Source organism: Bacillus paramobilis (genome assembly GCF_038096195.1).
GTDB lineage: Bacteria > Bacillota > Bacilli > Bacillales > Bacillaceae_G > Bacillus_A > Bacillus_A mobilis.
The window spans coordinates 638,489-655,711 of record NZ_CP151108.1 but is presented as its reverse complement, the minus strand read 5'-3'; the positions used below and the strand labels follow the sequence as shown (position 1 = coordinate 655,711).

16 protein-coding genes are annotated in these 17,223 nt (G+C 35.9%); 7 read left to right on the top strand and 9 right to left on the bottom strand.

Going from position 1 to position 17,223, the window contains the following annotated elements; all coding sequences use genetic code 11:
• Positions 1-56 precede the first annotated feature (56 nt).
• The gene (locus AABL52_RS03315; protein WP_341518904.1) at positions 57-929 is read left to right on the top strand and encodes an AraC family transcriptional regulator; all 873 of its coding nucleotides are present in this window, start codon (positions 57-59) and stop codon (positions 927-929) included.
• A 40-nt stretch (positions 930-969) separates the two neighbouring features.
• Here the strand turns inward: AABL52_RS03315 and AABL52_RS03310 are convergent, their stop codons facing one another.
• On the bottom strand, positions 970-1,608 hold the full coding sequence (locus AABL52_RS03310; RefSeq protein WP_341518903.1) for an SdpI family protein: 639 nt from the start codon (positions 1,606-1,608) through the stop codon (positions 970-972).
• Positions 1,605-1,877, bottom strand: a complete 273-nt coding sequence (locus tag AABL52_RS03305) for an autorepressor SdpR family transcription factor (protein WP_006929205.1) — start codon at positions 1,875-1,877, stop codon at positions 1,605-1,607. Before AABL52_RS03305 ends, AABL52_RS03310 begins: the two co-directional genes overlap by 4 nt.
• 207 nt (positions 1,878-2,084) lie before the next feature.
• Between AABL52_RS03305 and AABL52_RS03300 the strand changes: the two genes are divergently transcribed.
• The 6 genes from AABL52_RS03300 (at position 2,085) to AABL52_RS03275 (ending at position 10,645) form a co-directional block, all read left to right on the top strand.
• Positions 2,085-2,780: a response regulator transcription factor gene (locus AABL52_RS03300; protein ID WP_000276736.1), complete on the top strand. Its 696-nt coding sequence runs from the start codon at positions 2,085-2,087 to the stop codon at positions 2,778-2,780.
• A 2-nt stretch (positions 2,781-2,782) separates the two neighbouring features.
• Positions 2,783-3,805, top strand: a complete 1,023-nt coding sequence (locus tag AABL52_RS03295) for a sensor histidine kinase (RefSeq protein WP_137012124.1) — start codon at positions 2,783-2,785, stop codon at positions 3,803-3,805.
• Between the two features lie 94 nt (positions 3,806-3,899).
• A complete protein-coding gene (locus tag AABL52_RS03290; protein WP_341518902.1) occupies positions 3,900-5,879 on the top strand; it encodes an ABC transporter permease in 1,980 nt (659 codons plus the stop codon).
• A gap of 67 nt (positions 5,880-5,946) precedes the next feature.
• Complete coding sequence (locus AABL52_RS03285; RefSeq protein ID WP_341518901.1) at positions 5,947-7,902, top strand: ABC transporter permease; 1,956 nt, start codon at positions 5,947-5,949, stop codon at positions 7,900-7,902.
• Between the two features lie 20 nt (positions 7,903-7,922).
• Positions 7,923-8,675 carry an ABC transporter ATP-binding protein gene (locus tag AABL52_RS03280; protein ID WP_000393250.1) on the top strand — a complete coding sequence of 251 codons (753 nt, stop codon included), beginning with the start codon at positions 7,923-7,925 and terminating at the stop codon, positions 8,673-8,675.
• Complete coding sequence (locus AABL52_RS03275) at positions 8,672-10,645, top strand: ABC transporter permease (RefSeq protein WP_341518900.1); 1,974 nt, start codon at positions 8,672-8,674, stop codon at positions 10,643-10,645. The genes AABL52_RS03280 and AABL52_RS03275 overlap by 4 nt, the downstream gene beginning before the upstream one ends.
• 50 nt (positions 10,646-10,695) lie before the next feature.
• Here the strand turns inward: AABL52_RS03275 and AABL52_RS03270 are convergent, their stop codons facing one another.
• The 7 genes from AABL52_RS03270 to AABL52_RS03240 all read right to left on the bottom strand — a co-directional run bounded on the left by AABL52_RS03270 (position 10,696) and on the right by AABL52_RS03240 (position 17,167).
• Positions 10,696-10,887: a YjcZ family sporulation protein gene (locus tag AABL52_RS03270; protein WP_001290393.1), complete on the bottom strand. Its 192-nt coding sequence runs from the start codon at positions 10,885-10,887 to the stop codon at positions 10,696-10,698.
• A gap of 169 nt (positions 10,888-11,056) precedes the next feature.
• Entirely contained in the window at positions 11,057-12,382 is a 1,326-nt protein-coding gene (gene gntP / locus AABL52_RS03265) for a gluconate permease GntP (RefSeq protein ID WP_061677597.1), read from the bottom strand.
• 112 nt (positions 12,383-12,494) lie between these two features.
• On the bottom strand, positions 12,495-13,220 hold the full coding sequence (locus AABL52_RS03260; protein WP_341518899.1) for a GntR family transcriptional regulator: 726 nt from the start codon (positions 13,218-13,220) through the stop codon (positions 12,495-12,497).
• Positions 13,220-14,236 (bottom strand): sugar kinase, encoded by a 1,017-nt coding sequence (locus AABL52_RS03255; protein WP_341518898.1) that lies wholly within the window; start codon positions 14,234-14,236, stop codon positions 13,220-13,222. The genes AABL52_RS03260 and AABL52_RS03255 overlap by 1 nt, the downstream gene beginning before the upstream one ends.
• Positions 14,229-14,984, bottom strand: coding sequence for a 2-dehydro-3-deoxy-phosphogluconate aldolase (gene dagF, locus AABL52_RS03250; protein WP_000181934.1), 756 nt, complete (start codon positions 14,982-14,984; stop codon positions 14,229-14,231). Before dagF ends, AABL52_RS03255 begins: the two co-directional genes overlap by 8 nt.
• A gap of 1 nt (position 14,985) precedes the next feature.
• Positions 14,986-16,089, bottom strand: a complete 1,104-nt coding sequence (locus AABL52_RS03245; RefSeq protein ID WP_341518897.1) for a DgaE family pyridoxal phosphate-dependent ammonia lyase — start codon at positions 16,087-16,089, stop codon at positions 14,986-14,988.
• Positions 16,067-17,167: an amidohydrolase/deacetylase family metallohydrolase gene (locus tag AABL52_RS03240; protein ID WP_097845774.1), complete on the bottom strand. Its 1,101-nt coding sequence runs from the start codon at positions 17,165-17,167 to the stop codon at positions 16,067-16,069. Before AABL52_RS03240 ends, AABL52_RS03245 begins: the two co-directional genes overlap by 23 nt.
• Positions 17,168-17,223: the final 56 nt, after the last annotated feature.

Genomic DNA, 17,223 nt, shown 5'->3' with positions numbered 1-17,223 from the left:
AATGTCGGATGGACTTAGTTTGTTCCTGCTATTGTATTTAACAAGGAGGTCATCGTATGGATTCACTTAAAAATATGAATGCAGCAATGCAGTATATTGAAAACAACCTAACAGATGAAATTGATTTTAAAGAAGTCGCAAAAATAGCGTACTGCTCTGAATATCATTTCAAAAGAATGTTTTCTTTTCTAGCTGGCATATCACTATCAGAATATATTCGCTGTAGACGTCTTACTCTTGCTACTTTTGAACTAAAAGATAGCACTGCAAAAGTCATTGATGTCGCTATCAAATATGGGTACAACTCGCCAGATTCTTTTACACGTGCTTTTCAAAACTTGCACGGCATAACACCTTCAGAGGCCCGAAATAGTAGTCATTCTTTGAAAGCTTATTCACCAATGACCTTCCAGTTATCGATTCAAGGAGGAAACGAAATGAACTATCGAATTGAAGAAAAAGAACCATTTCGAATTATTGGTATTACAAAACGCGTACCGATTGTATTTAACGGTGTAAATGAAGAAATTGCTTCTATGTGGAAAAGTTTAAATCCAGAGTCCATTCAAACATTAAAGTCACTTTCAAACATTGAACCTACTGGAATTATTAGTGCTTCTACTAACTTTTCTGAAGGTAGAATGGAGGAAAAGGGAGAACTCGATCACTACATTGGAGTGGCCTCAACGAAAGATTGTCCAGCGCAATTCGCACAACTTGAAGTCGCAGCTTCAACGTGGGCTATCTTTGAAGCTGTCGGCCCATTTCCTGAAACATTACAAAATGTATGGGGGCGCATTTATTCCGAATGGTTTCCTTCCTCAAACTATGAACTAGCAAAAGGACCAGAAATATTGTGGAATGAACAAAAAGATGTATCTTCTCCAAACTTTAAAAGTGAAATTTGGATACCGGTTTTGAAGAAATAAAAATAAAGCTGCTCTTCCTTAGAAGGAAAAGCAGCTTTATTTACATTTTTAGTTCTTTTTTATAAGCAACATAAGAATATCCCATCGTAACAACAACCAATATACCAACAACACTTAACAAGCAAATCATTTTCCACATTCCCGGTAGAAATGACGAAATTATAATTACAATGCCACCAATCATCATAATCTTTGATCCTAATCTATGTGTTTTTCTCCACACTTCTTCACTACTTAACGTCCAGGGTGTTTTAATACCTATAAAGAAATTTGGTTTACATTGTTGCATATAATTACCGAGTACAACAAAGAGGATACCGACCATTATGTTCACAACAATTCCAATTGGAATGTTGTATCCTAAAGCATTTGCTAGTGTCATCATATTAATAGTAAATAAGAAAAACAAAATTGCTCCATTGATTCTTCCAAGTGCTTTAGGAAATTTTTTATAGTTCTCGTACCTTGGATCTATTTTAGGCAATACAGTCACTAGTGCATATATAAAAACCATAATTGCAACATCAAAAATCAGCATCCCCATTTTTGACATATGTCCATCTACCTCACCAGCAAGGTTCCAATGGCTCGGAACTTCTCCTGGTAAATGCGGCCAAGCGGCACACCATGCAAGAATCGTTAAAGCAATTAATAGTAACGGAAATATATGCTTTTTCATTTCTCCTCTTCCCCCTTATTCGTAAATGTAAACACCCAAGTCAACAAATCTTGAAATACAGTTGTGTTTAAAGAGTACATAACGAATTGCCCCTTTTTTTCATCTTGAATAAGTTCAGCATTTTTAAGTGCGTTTAAGTGGTGTGAAATACTTGGCTTTGTCATATTGAAATGCTCCGCAATTTCCCCAGCGGTTAAATCGCCTTCTTTTAATAAATCTAAAATTTTTCGCCTTGTTGGGTCTGCTAATGCTTTAAATGCTTGATTCAATGTCTTTCTTCCCTTCACTAATTAGACATTTAGATATTTATCTAAATGTCTAATTGATTTCAGTTAATTGTCAATTATCTATACGCTCTTTTTACTTTCCGCACTTTTGACCTATACTGTTTACTAGCTTATCTTTCAACATAATGAAAAGACTTGAAACACATGATACACTATAGCTACAATTGTTTTTTTAGGAGGAATATACATATGTATAAAATTTTAATCGTTGAAGACGATCCAAATATTTCATCATTACTACAATCTCACATTCAAAAATACGGCTATGAAGCTGTTGTTGCAGAGAACTTCGATGATATTATGGAATCGTTTAACGCAGTAAAACCACATCTTGTTTTACTTGATGTAAACTTACCGAAATTCGATGGATTCTACTGGTGCCGTCAAATTCGTCATGAATCTACTTGCCCAATTATTTTCATTTCGGCTCGTGCTGGTGAAATGGAACAAATTATGGCGATTGAAAGCGGTGCGGATGATTATATTACAAAACCGTTCCACTACGACGTTGTAATGGCGAAAATTAAAGGTCAATTACGCCGTATTTACGGTGATTATGCACCTAATATTTCTGAACGTATCGTTGAAGTAGAAGGTTTAAAACTATTCCCAGAGCGCCCAGAAATTCATTTCGGTGCTGAGCAAGTTCTTTTAACGAAAAAAGAAGCTATTTTAGCAGAAATGCTATTATCTAAATTCCCTCGTACAGCGAGCCGTGAAGATTTACTAGCTGCTCTTTGGGATGACGAAAGCTTCGTTGAGGAAAATACATTAAACGTAAACATTACGCGTCTTCGTAAAAAGTTCAATGAGCTTGGTATTGAAAATGCTATTGAAACAGTACGTGGACTTGGGTATCGTTTTAACGCAACTTGGAGTGAATAAGCATGAAGCTATTTTTACGTGATCATTTTGCATTTTTTCTACTATACGTATTAAACTTCGGTATCATCTTCGTTCTTTATGATGCAGTAGATGGATTTCAAAATAATAAATTTTACTTCGTCGTTTTAAGTTTATATTTATTCATTTGTTTCCTCGCTTATCGTTACGTTCGGAATCGTAGAATGTACCATAGATTAAGTGAGCAACCAGAGAAAATGGAAGATGCGTTTATTGAAAGAGCAACTGCTCCGATGCCTCACGGTGTAAATGAACTCGTGCGTACACAGTATCGTCTATTCCAAAAAGAACTACAGTCGTATGAAGTAAAACAACAAGAACATCAATTATTCATTAACCACTGGGTGCATCAAATGAAAACACCTGTGTCTGTTATGCAGCTTATGGTGCTCGAAATGGAAGATGAACATTTGATTCCGAAATTCAAAAAAGAATTAGAACGATTAAATCAAGGGCTCGATATGGCTTTATATATGGCAAGGTTAAATAACTTCCATGAAGATTTCCATGTTGAGACGATTTCATTAAAAGATGCGGTAACAAAAAATATTAATGGATTAAAAGAACTCTTCATTCGAAACGGGGTCTTCCCTGTTTTAGAAGTTCATTCTGATTTAAAAGTTGCTTCGGATGCGAAATGGCTAAAGTTCATTATTTATCAGTTAATGACAAATGCCGTTCGTTACTCTGGTGAGCGCGGAAAGAAAGTTTTCTTATCTGCTTACCGAAACGGAAAAGATATTATTTTAGAAGTTCGCGATGAAGGTGTTGGTATTCCGCAAGAAGATATTCGAAGAGTATTTGAACCGTTTTATACTGGGAAAAATGGTCGTGCATTCGGAGAATCTACTGGTATGGGACTTTATATTGTAAGTAAAATTTGTGATTATTTAGGTCACTCTGTGAAACTAGACTCTGAAGTTGGTAAAGGAACGACGATTAAAATCATCTTCCACAACGCTGCAAATAATCAAGCAGAATATACAGAGAAGGTGACCGAAGCATGATCGTAACATATGCTAGCAAAATGTATGAGAACTCACTCTCATACATTTTTTGCAATAAAACTACATATGTACCTTCTAGCGGGAGGTACATATTATGACATTTTGGCAGTTTGCATTTAAAAATGTAACACGTAATTCCAGAGCTTATTTTGCTTACTTTGTAAGTAGTTCCTTTTCCATTGCTGTTTTCTTTTCGTTTGCTGTTTACTTATTCCATCCGAAATTACAAAACTTTAGCATGACTGCTGAAATTTCAGGATTAATGATATTTTCAGAAGTTGTAATTGTATTTTTCTCTTTCTTCTTTTTACTATATTCCATTGGTACTTTTTTAAAAGTTAGAAAAAAACAATTCGGAGTTTTGACCGTTTTAGGAATATCGAGAAAGCAATTACATCTTCTTGTTTTTATGGAAAATATGTTAATTGGGATTTTATCTATCTTTTTCGGTATGCAGTTTGGGCTTGTCTTTTCACAATTTTTCTTATTAGTCACAGCAAAAATTACGCACGTACCAGGCATATATTTATACTTGCCTATTAACGCGTTTATTTTAACGACTATCGTTTTCCTTAGTCTTTTTATTATTGTATCTACATTCACACCAATGCTTATCCGTACAAAAAAAACGGTACAACTTTTAAAAACAAATAGCGGAAAACAAAAAGAAAAAAAACCGTCCATACTCGTTTCCTTATTTGGTGCGATTTGTTTATTAGGTGGTTATGCTTTAGCTGGAAACCCGAAATATTTCGTATCAGTAAGTCCGCAAATAGGTGTTATATATATGCTTTCGAGTATTTTCATTATCCCAACGCTTGTTACAATCGGTACATATTTCTTCTTTTCACAAATTAGTTTTTTACTTATTTACATTTTAAAGGCGAGAAGAAAGTTTTATATGAAACGGGTTAACATGCTTTGGATTTCTGATTTAGCAAGCCGTATTCGAACGAATATTAATATGCTTTTTATTGTAGCAATGCTCTCTACTATCGCTTTCACAATGATAACGTTCCTATATGGATTCGGGAAATTTATTAAGCTAGAAGTTAATAGAATTTCTCCTTTCCCAATTTCTTACTTTTCTTATGATGCGAATCCCTTTGTGACAGAGCATTTAAATTGGCTTGAGCAACAATTACAAAAAGAGCATTTCCCTTATGAGAAAATAAAAGCTGATATATATGAAACACCGCTAGAAGAAGATAAAGGTATAGCTATTTATAATGACGTATACGCAATTAAGCAAAGTGACTATAACAAACTTGCGAGTTCTTTACGAATGAAACAACTATTTATGGATAATAACGAAGCATACGTATTAACGGGGACATCTTATGTCACTATATTCAACGAATTTGAGCAAAGCTACAAAAGAGATTACATTACACTCTCTAGTACAAATACGAAATTACGAGTAAAAGGCTATGAACATGGCAATGCAATTCCATCTGACTTTTCATATCAAACGATAGTTTTGCCTGATATTCACATAAATAACTTACCCAATACGGTAAAGCATATATCAGCATACAATTACAAAATTCAAAACTGGGAACAGACATATAAAATTGCTGATGATTTTATAGAAAAGGTGCAAAAAGATCGAGATCAATCCCAGTATGAGGGACCTCTTATTCGATCCTTTGAATCAGCAGGATCGTTATACAAAATAACATCTGGTAGCGCCGCATTCTTCCTAATCGGAACATTTTTAGGAGTTATTTTCTTCATTGGAGCTGGTAGCGTTCTTTACTTTAGAATGTATACAGATTTGACGAATGAGCAAGAGAAGTATATAACAATTTCTAAGATTGGTGTGACAGATAAAGAGATGAAATGGTCTGCAACCATTCAGCTTAGTATTTTATTTTTCGTTCCTTACATTATGGCATCCATTCATACAATGTTTGCAACGAAAATGCTACAAGATGTAATTGGTTTATCTTTGTTCAAAGAAGTTTCAGCTGTTCTTATTATTTTTGGAGTCGTTGAAATTGTATTTTTCTTATTCATTCGTTCACTTTATATGCAAAAATTATCACAGTATACGAATGGACAAATTATTTAAGACAAACTTGATGAAAAGAGTATTTCTCATACTCTTTTCATCTTCACCCTACTAGGAGGTTAGGCGAATGACATTTTGGCAGTTTGCATTTAAAAACGTGACTCGGAACGCCAGAGCTTATTTCGCCTATTTTGTAAGCAGTGCGTTTTCCATTGCAATTTTTTTCTCATTTGCAGTTTATTTATTTCATCCTAAATTGCATATGACAGACGTGAATGTTGCTCTGAACATATTAATGACAATATCAGAAGTTGTTATTGTATTCTTTTCGTTTTTCTTTTTACTCTATTCAATCGGTACTTTCTTAAAAGTACGAAAAAAGCAATTTGGGATTTTAACAGTACTTGGTATATCTCAAAAACAATTAAAGAGACTCGTATTTCTAGAAAACATGCTAATTGGTGTTCTTTCCATCTTTTTCGGCATTCAACTTGGCCTTGTCTTTTCACAGTTCTTTTTACTAGTTACCGCCAAAATTACACATGTACCTGGTCTATATTTATATTTGCCTACAGGTGCTATCGTTTTAACTATAATCATCTTTCTTGGACTCTTCATTCTCGTATCATCTTTTACACCGATGCTAATCCGTACGAGAAAAGCTGTACGTCTTTTAAAAGAAGGAACAAAACAAAAAGAAAGAAAAGCATCTGTGCTCATCTCTCTATTCGGTGCGATATGTTTAATATCTGGATATGTATTAGCAGCAAATCCTCTATATTTTATGTCGCTAGGCGATATCATTGGGCTTTTATATGCCGTCTCTAGTATATTTGTCATTCCGTCACTTGTTGCAGCTGGAACATATTTTTTCTTTTCACAAATTAGTTTTTTACTCATTCGTATATTAAAAACGCGAAGATCATTTTATATGAAGCGAATTAATATGCTTTGGATTTCTGATTTAGCAGCGCGCATTCGGACAAACATTAACATGCTCTTTATTGTAGCGATGCTATCAACGCTCGCTTTTACTATGATTACATTCTTATACGGTTTTGGGAAATTCACAAAATTTGATGCAGTAAGAAAAAATCCTTTTCCTTTTACATATTTATCACATACTGAAAATACGTTAGCGGATGAACATTTAAATTGGTTAAAACAAAAGTTCAATGAAGAGCAATTTACTTATAAACAATTTAAAACGGCTATATATGAAGTATCTTCAGCGGAAGAAAAACCTCAGCCCTATTATGTAATTAAACAAAGTGAATATAATATACTTGCTAAAGCATTGAACTGGGAAAATCTCCACGTGAAGAATAACGAATCGTATGTCCTTATGAAAGACATAGATGATCAATTCATTGGCACAATTTATGATACCGAAAGGAAAGATATTCTTACACTTACTCAAAACAGCCTACAGCTACAAGTAAAAGAATATAAAAATTATAATCCTTTTCCAAACAGCTTAATCTCAACATTACTCGTATTATCTGATGAAAATGTAGAGGCATTATCATCGGTTTCAAAACAGATGAGTGTATATAGCTTTAAAGTTAAGGACTGGGAAAAAGCGAATAACATCGGCTCGGTATTCATAGACAAAATTAATACCGATGGGAACACCATTCAAGCAGATCACAAGCCTTTCCATGCAAGTGAAGCAAGCGATTCTCTATACACAACAAAACAAAATGTCGCTTCGTTCTTCTTAATTGGTACTTTCTTAGGTGTTATTTTCTTTATTGGTGCTGGCAGTGTTCTTTACTTCAGGATGTATACAGATTTAACAAATGAGCAAGAAAAGTATGTAACGATTACAAAAATCGGTTTAACAGAAGCTGAGATGAAACGATCTGCTACAATTCAACTCGCGATTCTGTTCTTTGTTCCATACATTATGGCATCGATCCATACGATGTTTGCGACAAAAATGCTACAAGAGGTTTTACAGCTCTCGTTCTTCTCTGAGATTACAGTCGTACTTATGATTTTTGGAACAGTTGAAGTGATATTTTTCCTTCTAATTCGTTCCTTTTATATGCAAAAATTATCACAACATATTAAGTTTTAACGGATAGAAAGGTGATTACTATGGAAGAAGTTTTACACATAAAAAACGTCTCAAAAGTGTATGAAGGAAAAGTCCCTCATACCGCTTTAAAAAATATAAATTTACATGTAGATAAAGGTGAATTTGTTGCTATCATGGGGCCATCTGGTAGTGGTAAATCTACATTTTTAAACGTTATCTCTACAATTGATTCACCCACTTCTGGTGATGTCGTTATTAACGGAAAAAAACCGCACACATTTCGTAGAGAGAAGTTAGCTATTTTCCGCCGCCAAGAGTTAGGATTTGTTTTCCAAAACTTTAACCTACTAGATACACTAACAATCGGTGAAAATATCGTACTACCTTTAACATTAGATAATGTTCCATTAAAAGAAATGGACGAAAAGCTTGATAACATTTCAAAAAAACTTGGCATTGATCATATTTTAGACAAACGTATTTTTGAAGTTTCCGGAGGACAAGCACAGCGTACCGCAGTAGCGCGTGCTGTTATTCATCATCCTTCACTTCTTCTTGCCGATGAACCAACAGGAAACTTAGATTCAAAAGCGGCAATTGACGTAATGGAGCTATTTACGAAGTTGAATAAAGAAGAAGATGCAACAATTTTAATGGTTACTCACGATCCATTCGCAGCAAGTTACTGTAACCGCGTCATTTTCATTAAAGATGGCGAGCTTTACAACGAATTACACCGCGGGCTATATCGCGAGAAGTTTTATCAAGAAATATTAGATGTTTTAGCATTATTAGGAGGAAGACGTGGATGACATTTTGGCAATTTGCATTTAAAAATGTCTCGCGTAATTCTAAAGCATATTTCGCTTATTTTGTAAGTAGTGCATTTTCTATCATGGTTTTCTTTTCATTTACTGTATATGCATACCATCCGCGCTTACAAAATACACAAAGCTTTCAAGAACGTGATCCGCTAATGAACTTAGCTAGTACGGCACAGCTTGTGATCGTTATGTTCTCGTTCTTCTTTCTCTTATATTCAGTTGGAACATTTTTAAATGTACGAAAGCAGCAATTCGGGATACTCACGATTCTTGGAATCTCACAGAAACAATTAAAAAGACTGTTATTTACAGAAAACATGATTATCGGGATGTTGTCTATCTTTATCGGCATTCAAGGTGGCCTTGTGTTTTCTAACTTTTTCTTATTAGTCACTTCGAAATTAACAGGTGCAAAAGGTCTCTATTTATATTGGCCAACAGAAGCAATCCTCGTTACAACCGTAACGTTTATCATTTTATTTTTAATCGTTTCTACGTTTACGCCAATGTTCATTCGTACTCGTAAAACAGCGCAGCTCATTAAAGGTAACAAAAAAATGAAAGCTGAAAAAAGGCCATCTATACTCATCTCTTTATTCGCTTTAATTTGTTTAGGGCTATGCTATTACATCGCCGGTTATCCACAAGGCTACGTAACAGAAAAAAATGTACAAAACGGATCTGTCTTCTTTATTATGTTATCTATTTTGCCACTCGTAGTAGTCGGGACATATTTTTTCTTTTCACAAACATTTCTTCTTTTTATCTATATTTTAAAAAGGCGCAGAAAGTTTTATTTAAAACAAATAAATATGTTATGGATTTCAGACTTAGTTGCTCGTACCCGTAGTAACATTAACGTACTCTTTATCGTTTCTATGCTATCTGCACTTGCATTTACTATTATTATCGGGTTATTTGCCGCTAATAATAGTACGAAAGCATCAGTACTAGAACGATATCCCGTTCCCTTCACTTATACATCAGAAGGTGACAATTCCCTTGAACAAAAGCATATTACTACAATTGAAACGGAGCTTACAAATAACAATTTCGATTACCAAAAATATAAATTTACAGTATTAAAAGATACAGCATTAAAAGAAGACATTGCGCTAATGAAAATGAGTGATTATAACGCGATTGCCAAACAATTAAATAGACCAGCAGTTACTCTTGATTCTACACAAGTTTACATTATTTCTCGCTATGCGCCAGAACTATTAAATCTTGTATCAAACCCATTTGCTAAACAAAATACAATTACACTTGGCTCTAATAAAAAGGAATTTCATATTAAAGGATTTATTAATAAAGGAATCGAACCCTCCTTTGCATTCCCACATTTAGTTGTCGTACAAGATTATGTATTTGATAATATGATTCCTCATATTGAAACAACCGTAATCTACAACTACTTCGTAGAAAACTGGGAAAATGCAATAGTTCCAACAAAAAATATGTTAGGTGTTATTAGTAGTGATGCACATGCGTTCTACGAAAAGCATACAGAAGAGAACGCTCAAGCTCCTTTCTTCATACATACGGCTACGGATGAACTCATTTACGGTAAAGGAAATGCAGTTGCTCAATTCTTTATTTGGGCATTTCTCGGCTTTATTTTCTTTATCGGTGCGGCTAGTGTTTTATACTTCCGTATGTATAACGACTTAACAAATGAAAAACAAAAATACATTACGATTACAAAGCTTGGCTTAACTGAATCAGAAATGTTTCGTTCTGCAACGATTCAATTAGGAATTTTATTTTTCGTTCCTTACATCGTTGCTGGTGTTCACACGTTATTTGCGGTTAAGTTTTTACAAAGCATGTTTTCTTTCTCATTACTAAAAGAGACATGTATCGTACTCACCTTTTTCGGGATTATCGAGATCATTTTCTTCTTCTTAATCCGCTCTCTGTACATTAATAAATTATCACAGCATATTAAAGTATGAATAAAATAGCCTTGTGCAGTATGCACAAGGCTATTTTCAATAGTTTTTAATTAGCAGCAATATCCACCATAACCGCCGCCATAACCGCCGTAACCACCATAACCACAACCGCCGCCTCCGCCGAAGCAGCTAGCACCGATGATAATTAATAAAATAAACAATACGATTAGAAGCGCAAAACCGCCGCCGCACCCATGTCTGCGGTTACAATCATCATGTCTGTGTTCACACTTTTCGCTCATTACTATATTCCTCCTTTAGTATCATTCATAACAAGTTCACCTTGCTCTAAATGAGGGGATTCCATTTATAGTATGTTTTCAGGGCGAATAGGAAGCTTGGCTTATCTAAAAACGGGCTTGTTTTCGGAAATGGGCTTCATCAAAAAAAGATACCAATTAAGGTATCTTCTTAAATAAACATATTCAATAAAAGCGCAAAGCCAAATGCAATAAATGATAACAATGTCTCCAGCACCGTCCACGTTTTAAACGTTTCCTTCACCGTTAATCCTAAATACTCTTTTACAAGCCAGAACCCTGCATCATTTACGTGAGAAAACATTAATGATCCCGCGCCCGTTGCAATAACGAGCAATTCTAAATTTACGCCAGACATGTGCTGAATAACAGGTGAAACAATTCCTGCTGCTGTCGTTAATGCTACCGTCGCTGAACCTGTTGCAATTCGAATTAATCCAGCTACCATGAAAGCTAATACTATTGGTGATAACGATATATGTTCTGCCATTTGTGCAATCGCTGTTCCAACGCCGCTTTCAATTAATATTTGTTTAAATCCACCGCCTGCACCGATAATTAAAATAATGGAACCGACCGGCAATAAACTTTCATCCGTTAATTTTTTAATGACCTTTTTATTAATTCCTTGTCTTATTCCGAGTAAATAAAATGCTGCGAAACATGAAATAAGTAAAGCAATTACTGGACTTCCTATAAACACGAAAAATTCAGTCAACTTTTTCGGTAATGAAATATATGGTGCAACTACTGATAAAATCATTAATACAACCGGTAATAAAATAATAAAGAATGAAACTTTACGACTTGGTAAATCCGTTGATACAGTCGTAACTCGAACTAGCTCTGGTTCATTTTCAGGTATAACCCTTTTATGTACCCACTTTGCAAATATCGGCCCTGCAATAATGGCTGTTGGTAACGCAATAATTAATGAATATAAAAGTACCTTTCCTAAATTTGCATTATAAATACCGATTGCTGTCATCGCCCCTGGATGTGGTGGCACGAGCCCATGAACAATAGATAATCCAGCAATAACAGGTAACGCAATTAATAATATATTTTGCTTCGTCGTTTTTCGAATAGAAATAACAAGTGGTAATAAAATGACGATCCCCACTTCAAAAAATACTGGAATCCCTATAACAAATCCTGCAAATAACATAGCCCAAGGTAGTTTCTTCACACCGAAAAATCGAATAAAGAAATCTGCTACTTGCATGCCTGCTCCTGAATCAGACATCATTTTCCCTAAAATTGTTCCGAGAGCTAAAATACCAACTAAATGCCCTAGTACACTACCAACACCAGTTTCATAGGCAGTCACTATTTTCGTTAAATTCAGTCCAGACATAATAGCTAAAAATAAACTAGCAACTGTTAAACTAATAAATGCATGCCATTTCCACCATGATACCCCTAAAATAACAATCGCGATTGCAAGTAACGTGACGATTAATAAGTATATATCCATCTCTCATTCCCCTTACTTTTACCCCGTATTTATGGACAGCAACACCTGAGTGGCGCGGGATGAATCCAATTAAAGTTCCACTTTATAAAAAAAGAGGGCGAATACCCTCTTTTTATACGTCATAATTCACTACATAATGCTGCATTTCTGTATTGTAGTAGCCTTCGCTATATTCAATTACTTCGCCAACTTCATCGTAAGAATAGCGCATACGTTTTAATAACGCTGTCCCTTCTTTTTCACCTAACGCTTCTGCAACGAAATTAGGAGCGGCACCAACTGCGAATTCATCTCTGAAGTTTTCTAAATGTATACCTCGGTCCTCGACTAAATCATAAAGTGATTGTAAATCAAAGTCCGATAAATCTGTACTTGCCATGTGTGCTGAGAAATAGTGCGTATAATGAATGTACGGTGCATCATTTAACGCATATAAGCGTTCGATACGGAAACTCTCCTTACCGAATAATCGAAACGGCACTGTTCCTTCTTCATTATGAACGACTTCTGCTTTTAGCAATTTCTTCTGTACTTTATATCCTTCTTCCACTAACACTTCTGTAAATTTCTTACCCTTTGACAACTTTGTCGCAGAAGTATTACGAATGACTTTCGTTCCTTTACCGCTTTTCTTTTCCAAATATCCTTCTTGAGCAAGTTCTTTAATCGCATTACGTACTGTAATTTTACTTACTTTGAACTCTTCTTCTAACTGCGGTTCGGAAGGAATATTTGTATGAATTGCATATACACCATGCAATATTCGATCACGAATAATATTTTTTATTTGTAAATATAATGGTCCTTTTTTTCTCGTTACGTTCACCGTTACACCCACTACCTTTCTACATCACCTACTGATGCCGTCATTGCCCGAAGTATATCCTTCTCTGATGACATTGGCGTATCACCGACGATTGTATGTGCAAGCATTCCAGCTGCTGACGCAAATGAAACAGCTTTCTCTGGTGCAAACTCTTCTATCTCGCCATGAATAACCCCGCTCGTATAAGCATCTCCAGCACCTATTCTATCATATACAGAAAACGTAAGTGTTTTTGCAAAAGTGAACGCACTATCTTTACATATAAACCCTCGAAGCGAATGTGTATTATCATTATTAATAGAGCGATGTGTACCAGCAATTGTAGCGATATGATATGTTTCAGCCACTTTTGGAATAAGATCAATAAGTTGTGCTTCTCGCTCCGTCTCTTCTGTTTTCATTCCAAGAACGAACATTGCATCTTTTTCATTCATCATAACGATATCAGCAAGAGCTAGCATTTCTTCATAATGCGGTTTCGCCTGTTCATATCCATCTTCTCCCCAAAGCGATGGACGATAATTGCAATCAAAAACGACAGTGCCTCCGTTTTCTTTAACTGCTTTCGCTAAAGATTTCATATGATGGCGCACCGTATCATTCATCGCAAGTGTAATCCCGCAAAAATGAACGATATCAATTTCCTTGGCGATTTCTTCAAACTGGTATATCTCTTCAGACGCCGTATTGAAGCTACTTTCTAATCGATTTGAATATGTAACGAGGCTTGCACGTGCACCAAATCCATTTTCTAAAAAGTACATGCCGACATATTTACCGCCTCTTGAAATAAACGGCGCCCGAATGCCTAACTTTTGAATATGTGATATCGCAGCATCCCCAACAGAGTTTTCCGGTAAGGTTGAAATAAGAAAGCCTTCATGCCCTAGATGAGAAAGTGCTGCTGCAACGTTCACACCTGTACCAGAAAATGAGTATTTTAACGTATTTGCTTGCGACAACAATTCATATCCTGGCACTTGCAGGCGCATCATTACTTCGCCGAATGCTGCAATTTTCTTACGCATATTGATCAACTAACTTCTTCACTACCGCTAATAATTCACGAACGTCTTCTACTTTCGTATTACCAGTTTCTTTATCAATAATAGAAGAGTACACGTGCGGGATAACTTGCTCTACGTTTGCTTCAAGCGCAATACGTACAATTGTTTCAAAGTTTTCTTTATCAATTCCGCCTGTTGGTTCTAATGCAAAGCCTTCTTCCGCACAAGCTTTCGCAACTGCGCGATATTCTTCTTCATGAGCTAAACCTTTCATTGGGAAGTATTTCAATGAATTTCCGCCCATATCACGTACAAGTGCAATCGCTGTTTTAATTGGAACGATTGCTTTTTCTTCTCCAGCTGCACTAATTGGACCAGTAGAAATATTTACGTACCCTACTTTTCCTGTTGGTGATACTAAACTATTAATCCAGCTATCTTTTCCGCCAAGATTTGCACGTGTCGCTCCAACTGAAGGGAACACTTGGTTAATATGGCTACCAGGATAATACTTCGCAATTTCAGCTACAACTGCCGCTTGGCGATTATCTCCTGCTCCTAGTCCGATTGATACCGCGTCATCAATTTCTTTTCCGTATGCTTTCATCGCTGTAACTGCTTCTTCCACTGTTGGGTAGTCTTTTGATAACACTCCCACTACTACATAACCTTCTGCTGCTTCAAAAATATCTTTCGCATTTTGGATATTGTTCGCTAATACATTTAATGCTACGCGGCCTTTATAAAAACGTTTTTGAATGTTTGTCATTTTAGTTTCCCCCTACAATTTCTCTCATTTTTTCTTCAATTATATGTATGTCATCACCTTGAAGTGGACGTGGATCAATATCAAAGAATCCTTGTCTTACGCCGTAATCACGTGTATAAATGGCAATTTCCCCTTCGCCTAATGCTGTTACAACGTCTTTTGCTGATTTATTTAACTCATTCTCGTTAATGTGAATACGTGCTCTAAAGATTGCTCTTCCTGCTTCATCTTGCACGATTGTTACATTTACACCGTTTAATTCTTTAAGTGGCATAAGCACTTGTAACAACTCTTTTTCTTGCTCACTCTTATCTTCTTTTACTCCGTACTCATCCAGTGCTTGAAGTAAGCCGAAAGTTGTTTCTTTCCCAACTTTCATACTTCTTCCGATACAATGTAATTGCACTTTCAGCCACTCAATATATTTTCGTTTCCCGCCGACAATACCAGAAGTTGGTCCTTCAATTGCCTTTGAACCGCTATAAACAGCAAGGTCTGAATACTTCACATATTTTTGAATATCTTCTTCAGCTGCCGCATCGACGATAAGTGGTATGTTATTTCGCTGCGCAACTTCCCATGCTTCTTCAACAGAAATCATATTTTTTTGCACGGCATGATGGGATTTCACATACAGAATCGCTGCTGTATTTTCACCAATCGCATCTTCAATATGCTCTGCTTTCCCTTCATTTGCGTAACCAACTTCTACAAGTTTACCGCCGCCTAAATAAATCATCGTTTCAACAGGAGCGCCGTATTGAACGTTATGACCTTTTAACATAATCACTTCGTTTTTCGCGATGACTTCTTGATGAAGTCTTTCACTTTTACGGCGATTTCCTTCTGTAACGATACCAGCGATAGAAAGTGCAATTCCGCTCGATGCTGAATTTACAACGACCGCTGCCTCTGAATCTAGAATTCTCGCAATATGGTCTCCCGCTTTATCTACTAAATCAGCAATTTCTACATAATTTTGTCCACCATGTTTCATCGCATCCATAACTGTATCTGTAGGAGCGGATACACCTAAAATACTCATTCTACCGCTCGCATTAATCACTCTTTTTAATCCGTACTTAGCATTCAATGACTGACCCATTGATTACAACCCCTTTCGTATCAATTCTTCTTTCAGCAACGCGCTGATCCCCTTCTGAATCAATTAACGTAACCTTCTCATCTTTCACCGTAAATAAAGTTAAGTTTGCAATATCGCCTTCTTGAATACGGCCAAGCTCTGGTTTTTTCAGCCACTCTGCCGCATTTTTCGTAACCGCATCAATTACTTCTTCTAGCGGATAACCTAAGTAAAGGAATTTCGAAAGAACATGAGCCATACTATACACTGGACCGTGTATACGGTTCTTCCGGTAAATATCTGTACTAATTGTATTAAAGGCAATATCGTGACGCTTCGCCGCTTCTGCTACTTTAAAAGAAAAACTAGCATTACCATGACCAACATCTAAATGCACACCGCGCTTCACTGCATCTAGTAACACAGGTAGCGGTTTGCCTTCTTCATCAAATAAATTATTTTCTTTCCCGTTTAAGTAATGTGTAATGACATCATCTTTTTCTAAAAGAGGTACAACTTCCTCAATGCGAGGAGGTGCTGAACCGATATGTACCATAATTGGTAATGATGTTTCACGAGATAAAGATCGTGCAACATGAAGCGGTTCAATTCCACTATCACAAACGACACTTTTACTCATTCTCGCCTTTAACCCAACGATTACATCTTTATACTTTTCTACTGCTTCTATTACTTTCTCTTTATCTATCCATTCCATATTGGATAATTCATCAATTCGTTTCAAACCGATGCGAGAAATATTTAAAAAGGCAAATAAATTCGTTTTCGCCTGTTCTCTACTTTTTACTAAATCTGCAATACGATCAGCTCCGCAGCTACCCGCATCAACAATTGTCGTTACCCCTTGCTTAACGCCAATTTCATCTACCTCATCGCCATACGGATCAAACTCTGGAAAAGCGTGAACGTGTAAATCAATCCAGCCACTCGATACGTAAGTACCAGAGTAATCAAGAACCTTTCCACCCTCACCAGCACCAGCTTTCGTCACCTGTGCGATTTTATTATTTTCAATTACAATGTCAACCTCTTCCCCGTTCACACGTTTCACATTACGTAGTACGAATCGTTCTGTCATTGTATTTCCACCCTTTTCTATAAGAAGCCATAAGAATACGCTTACATTAAAATTTC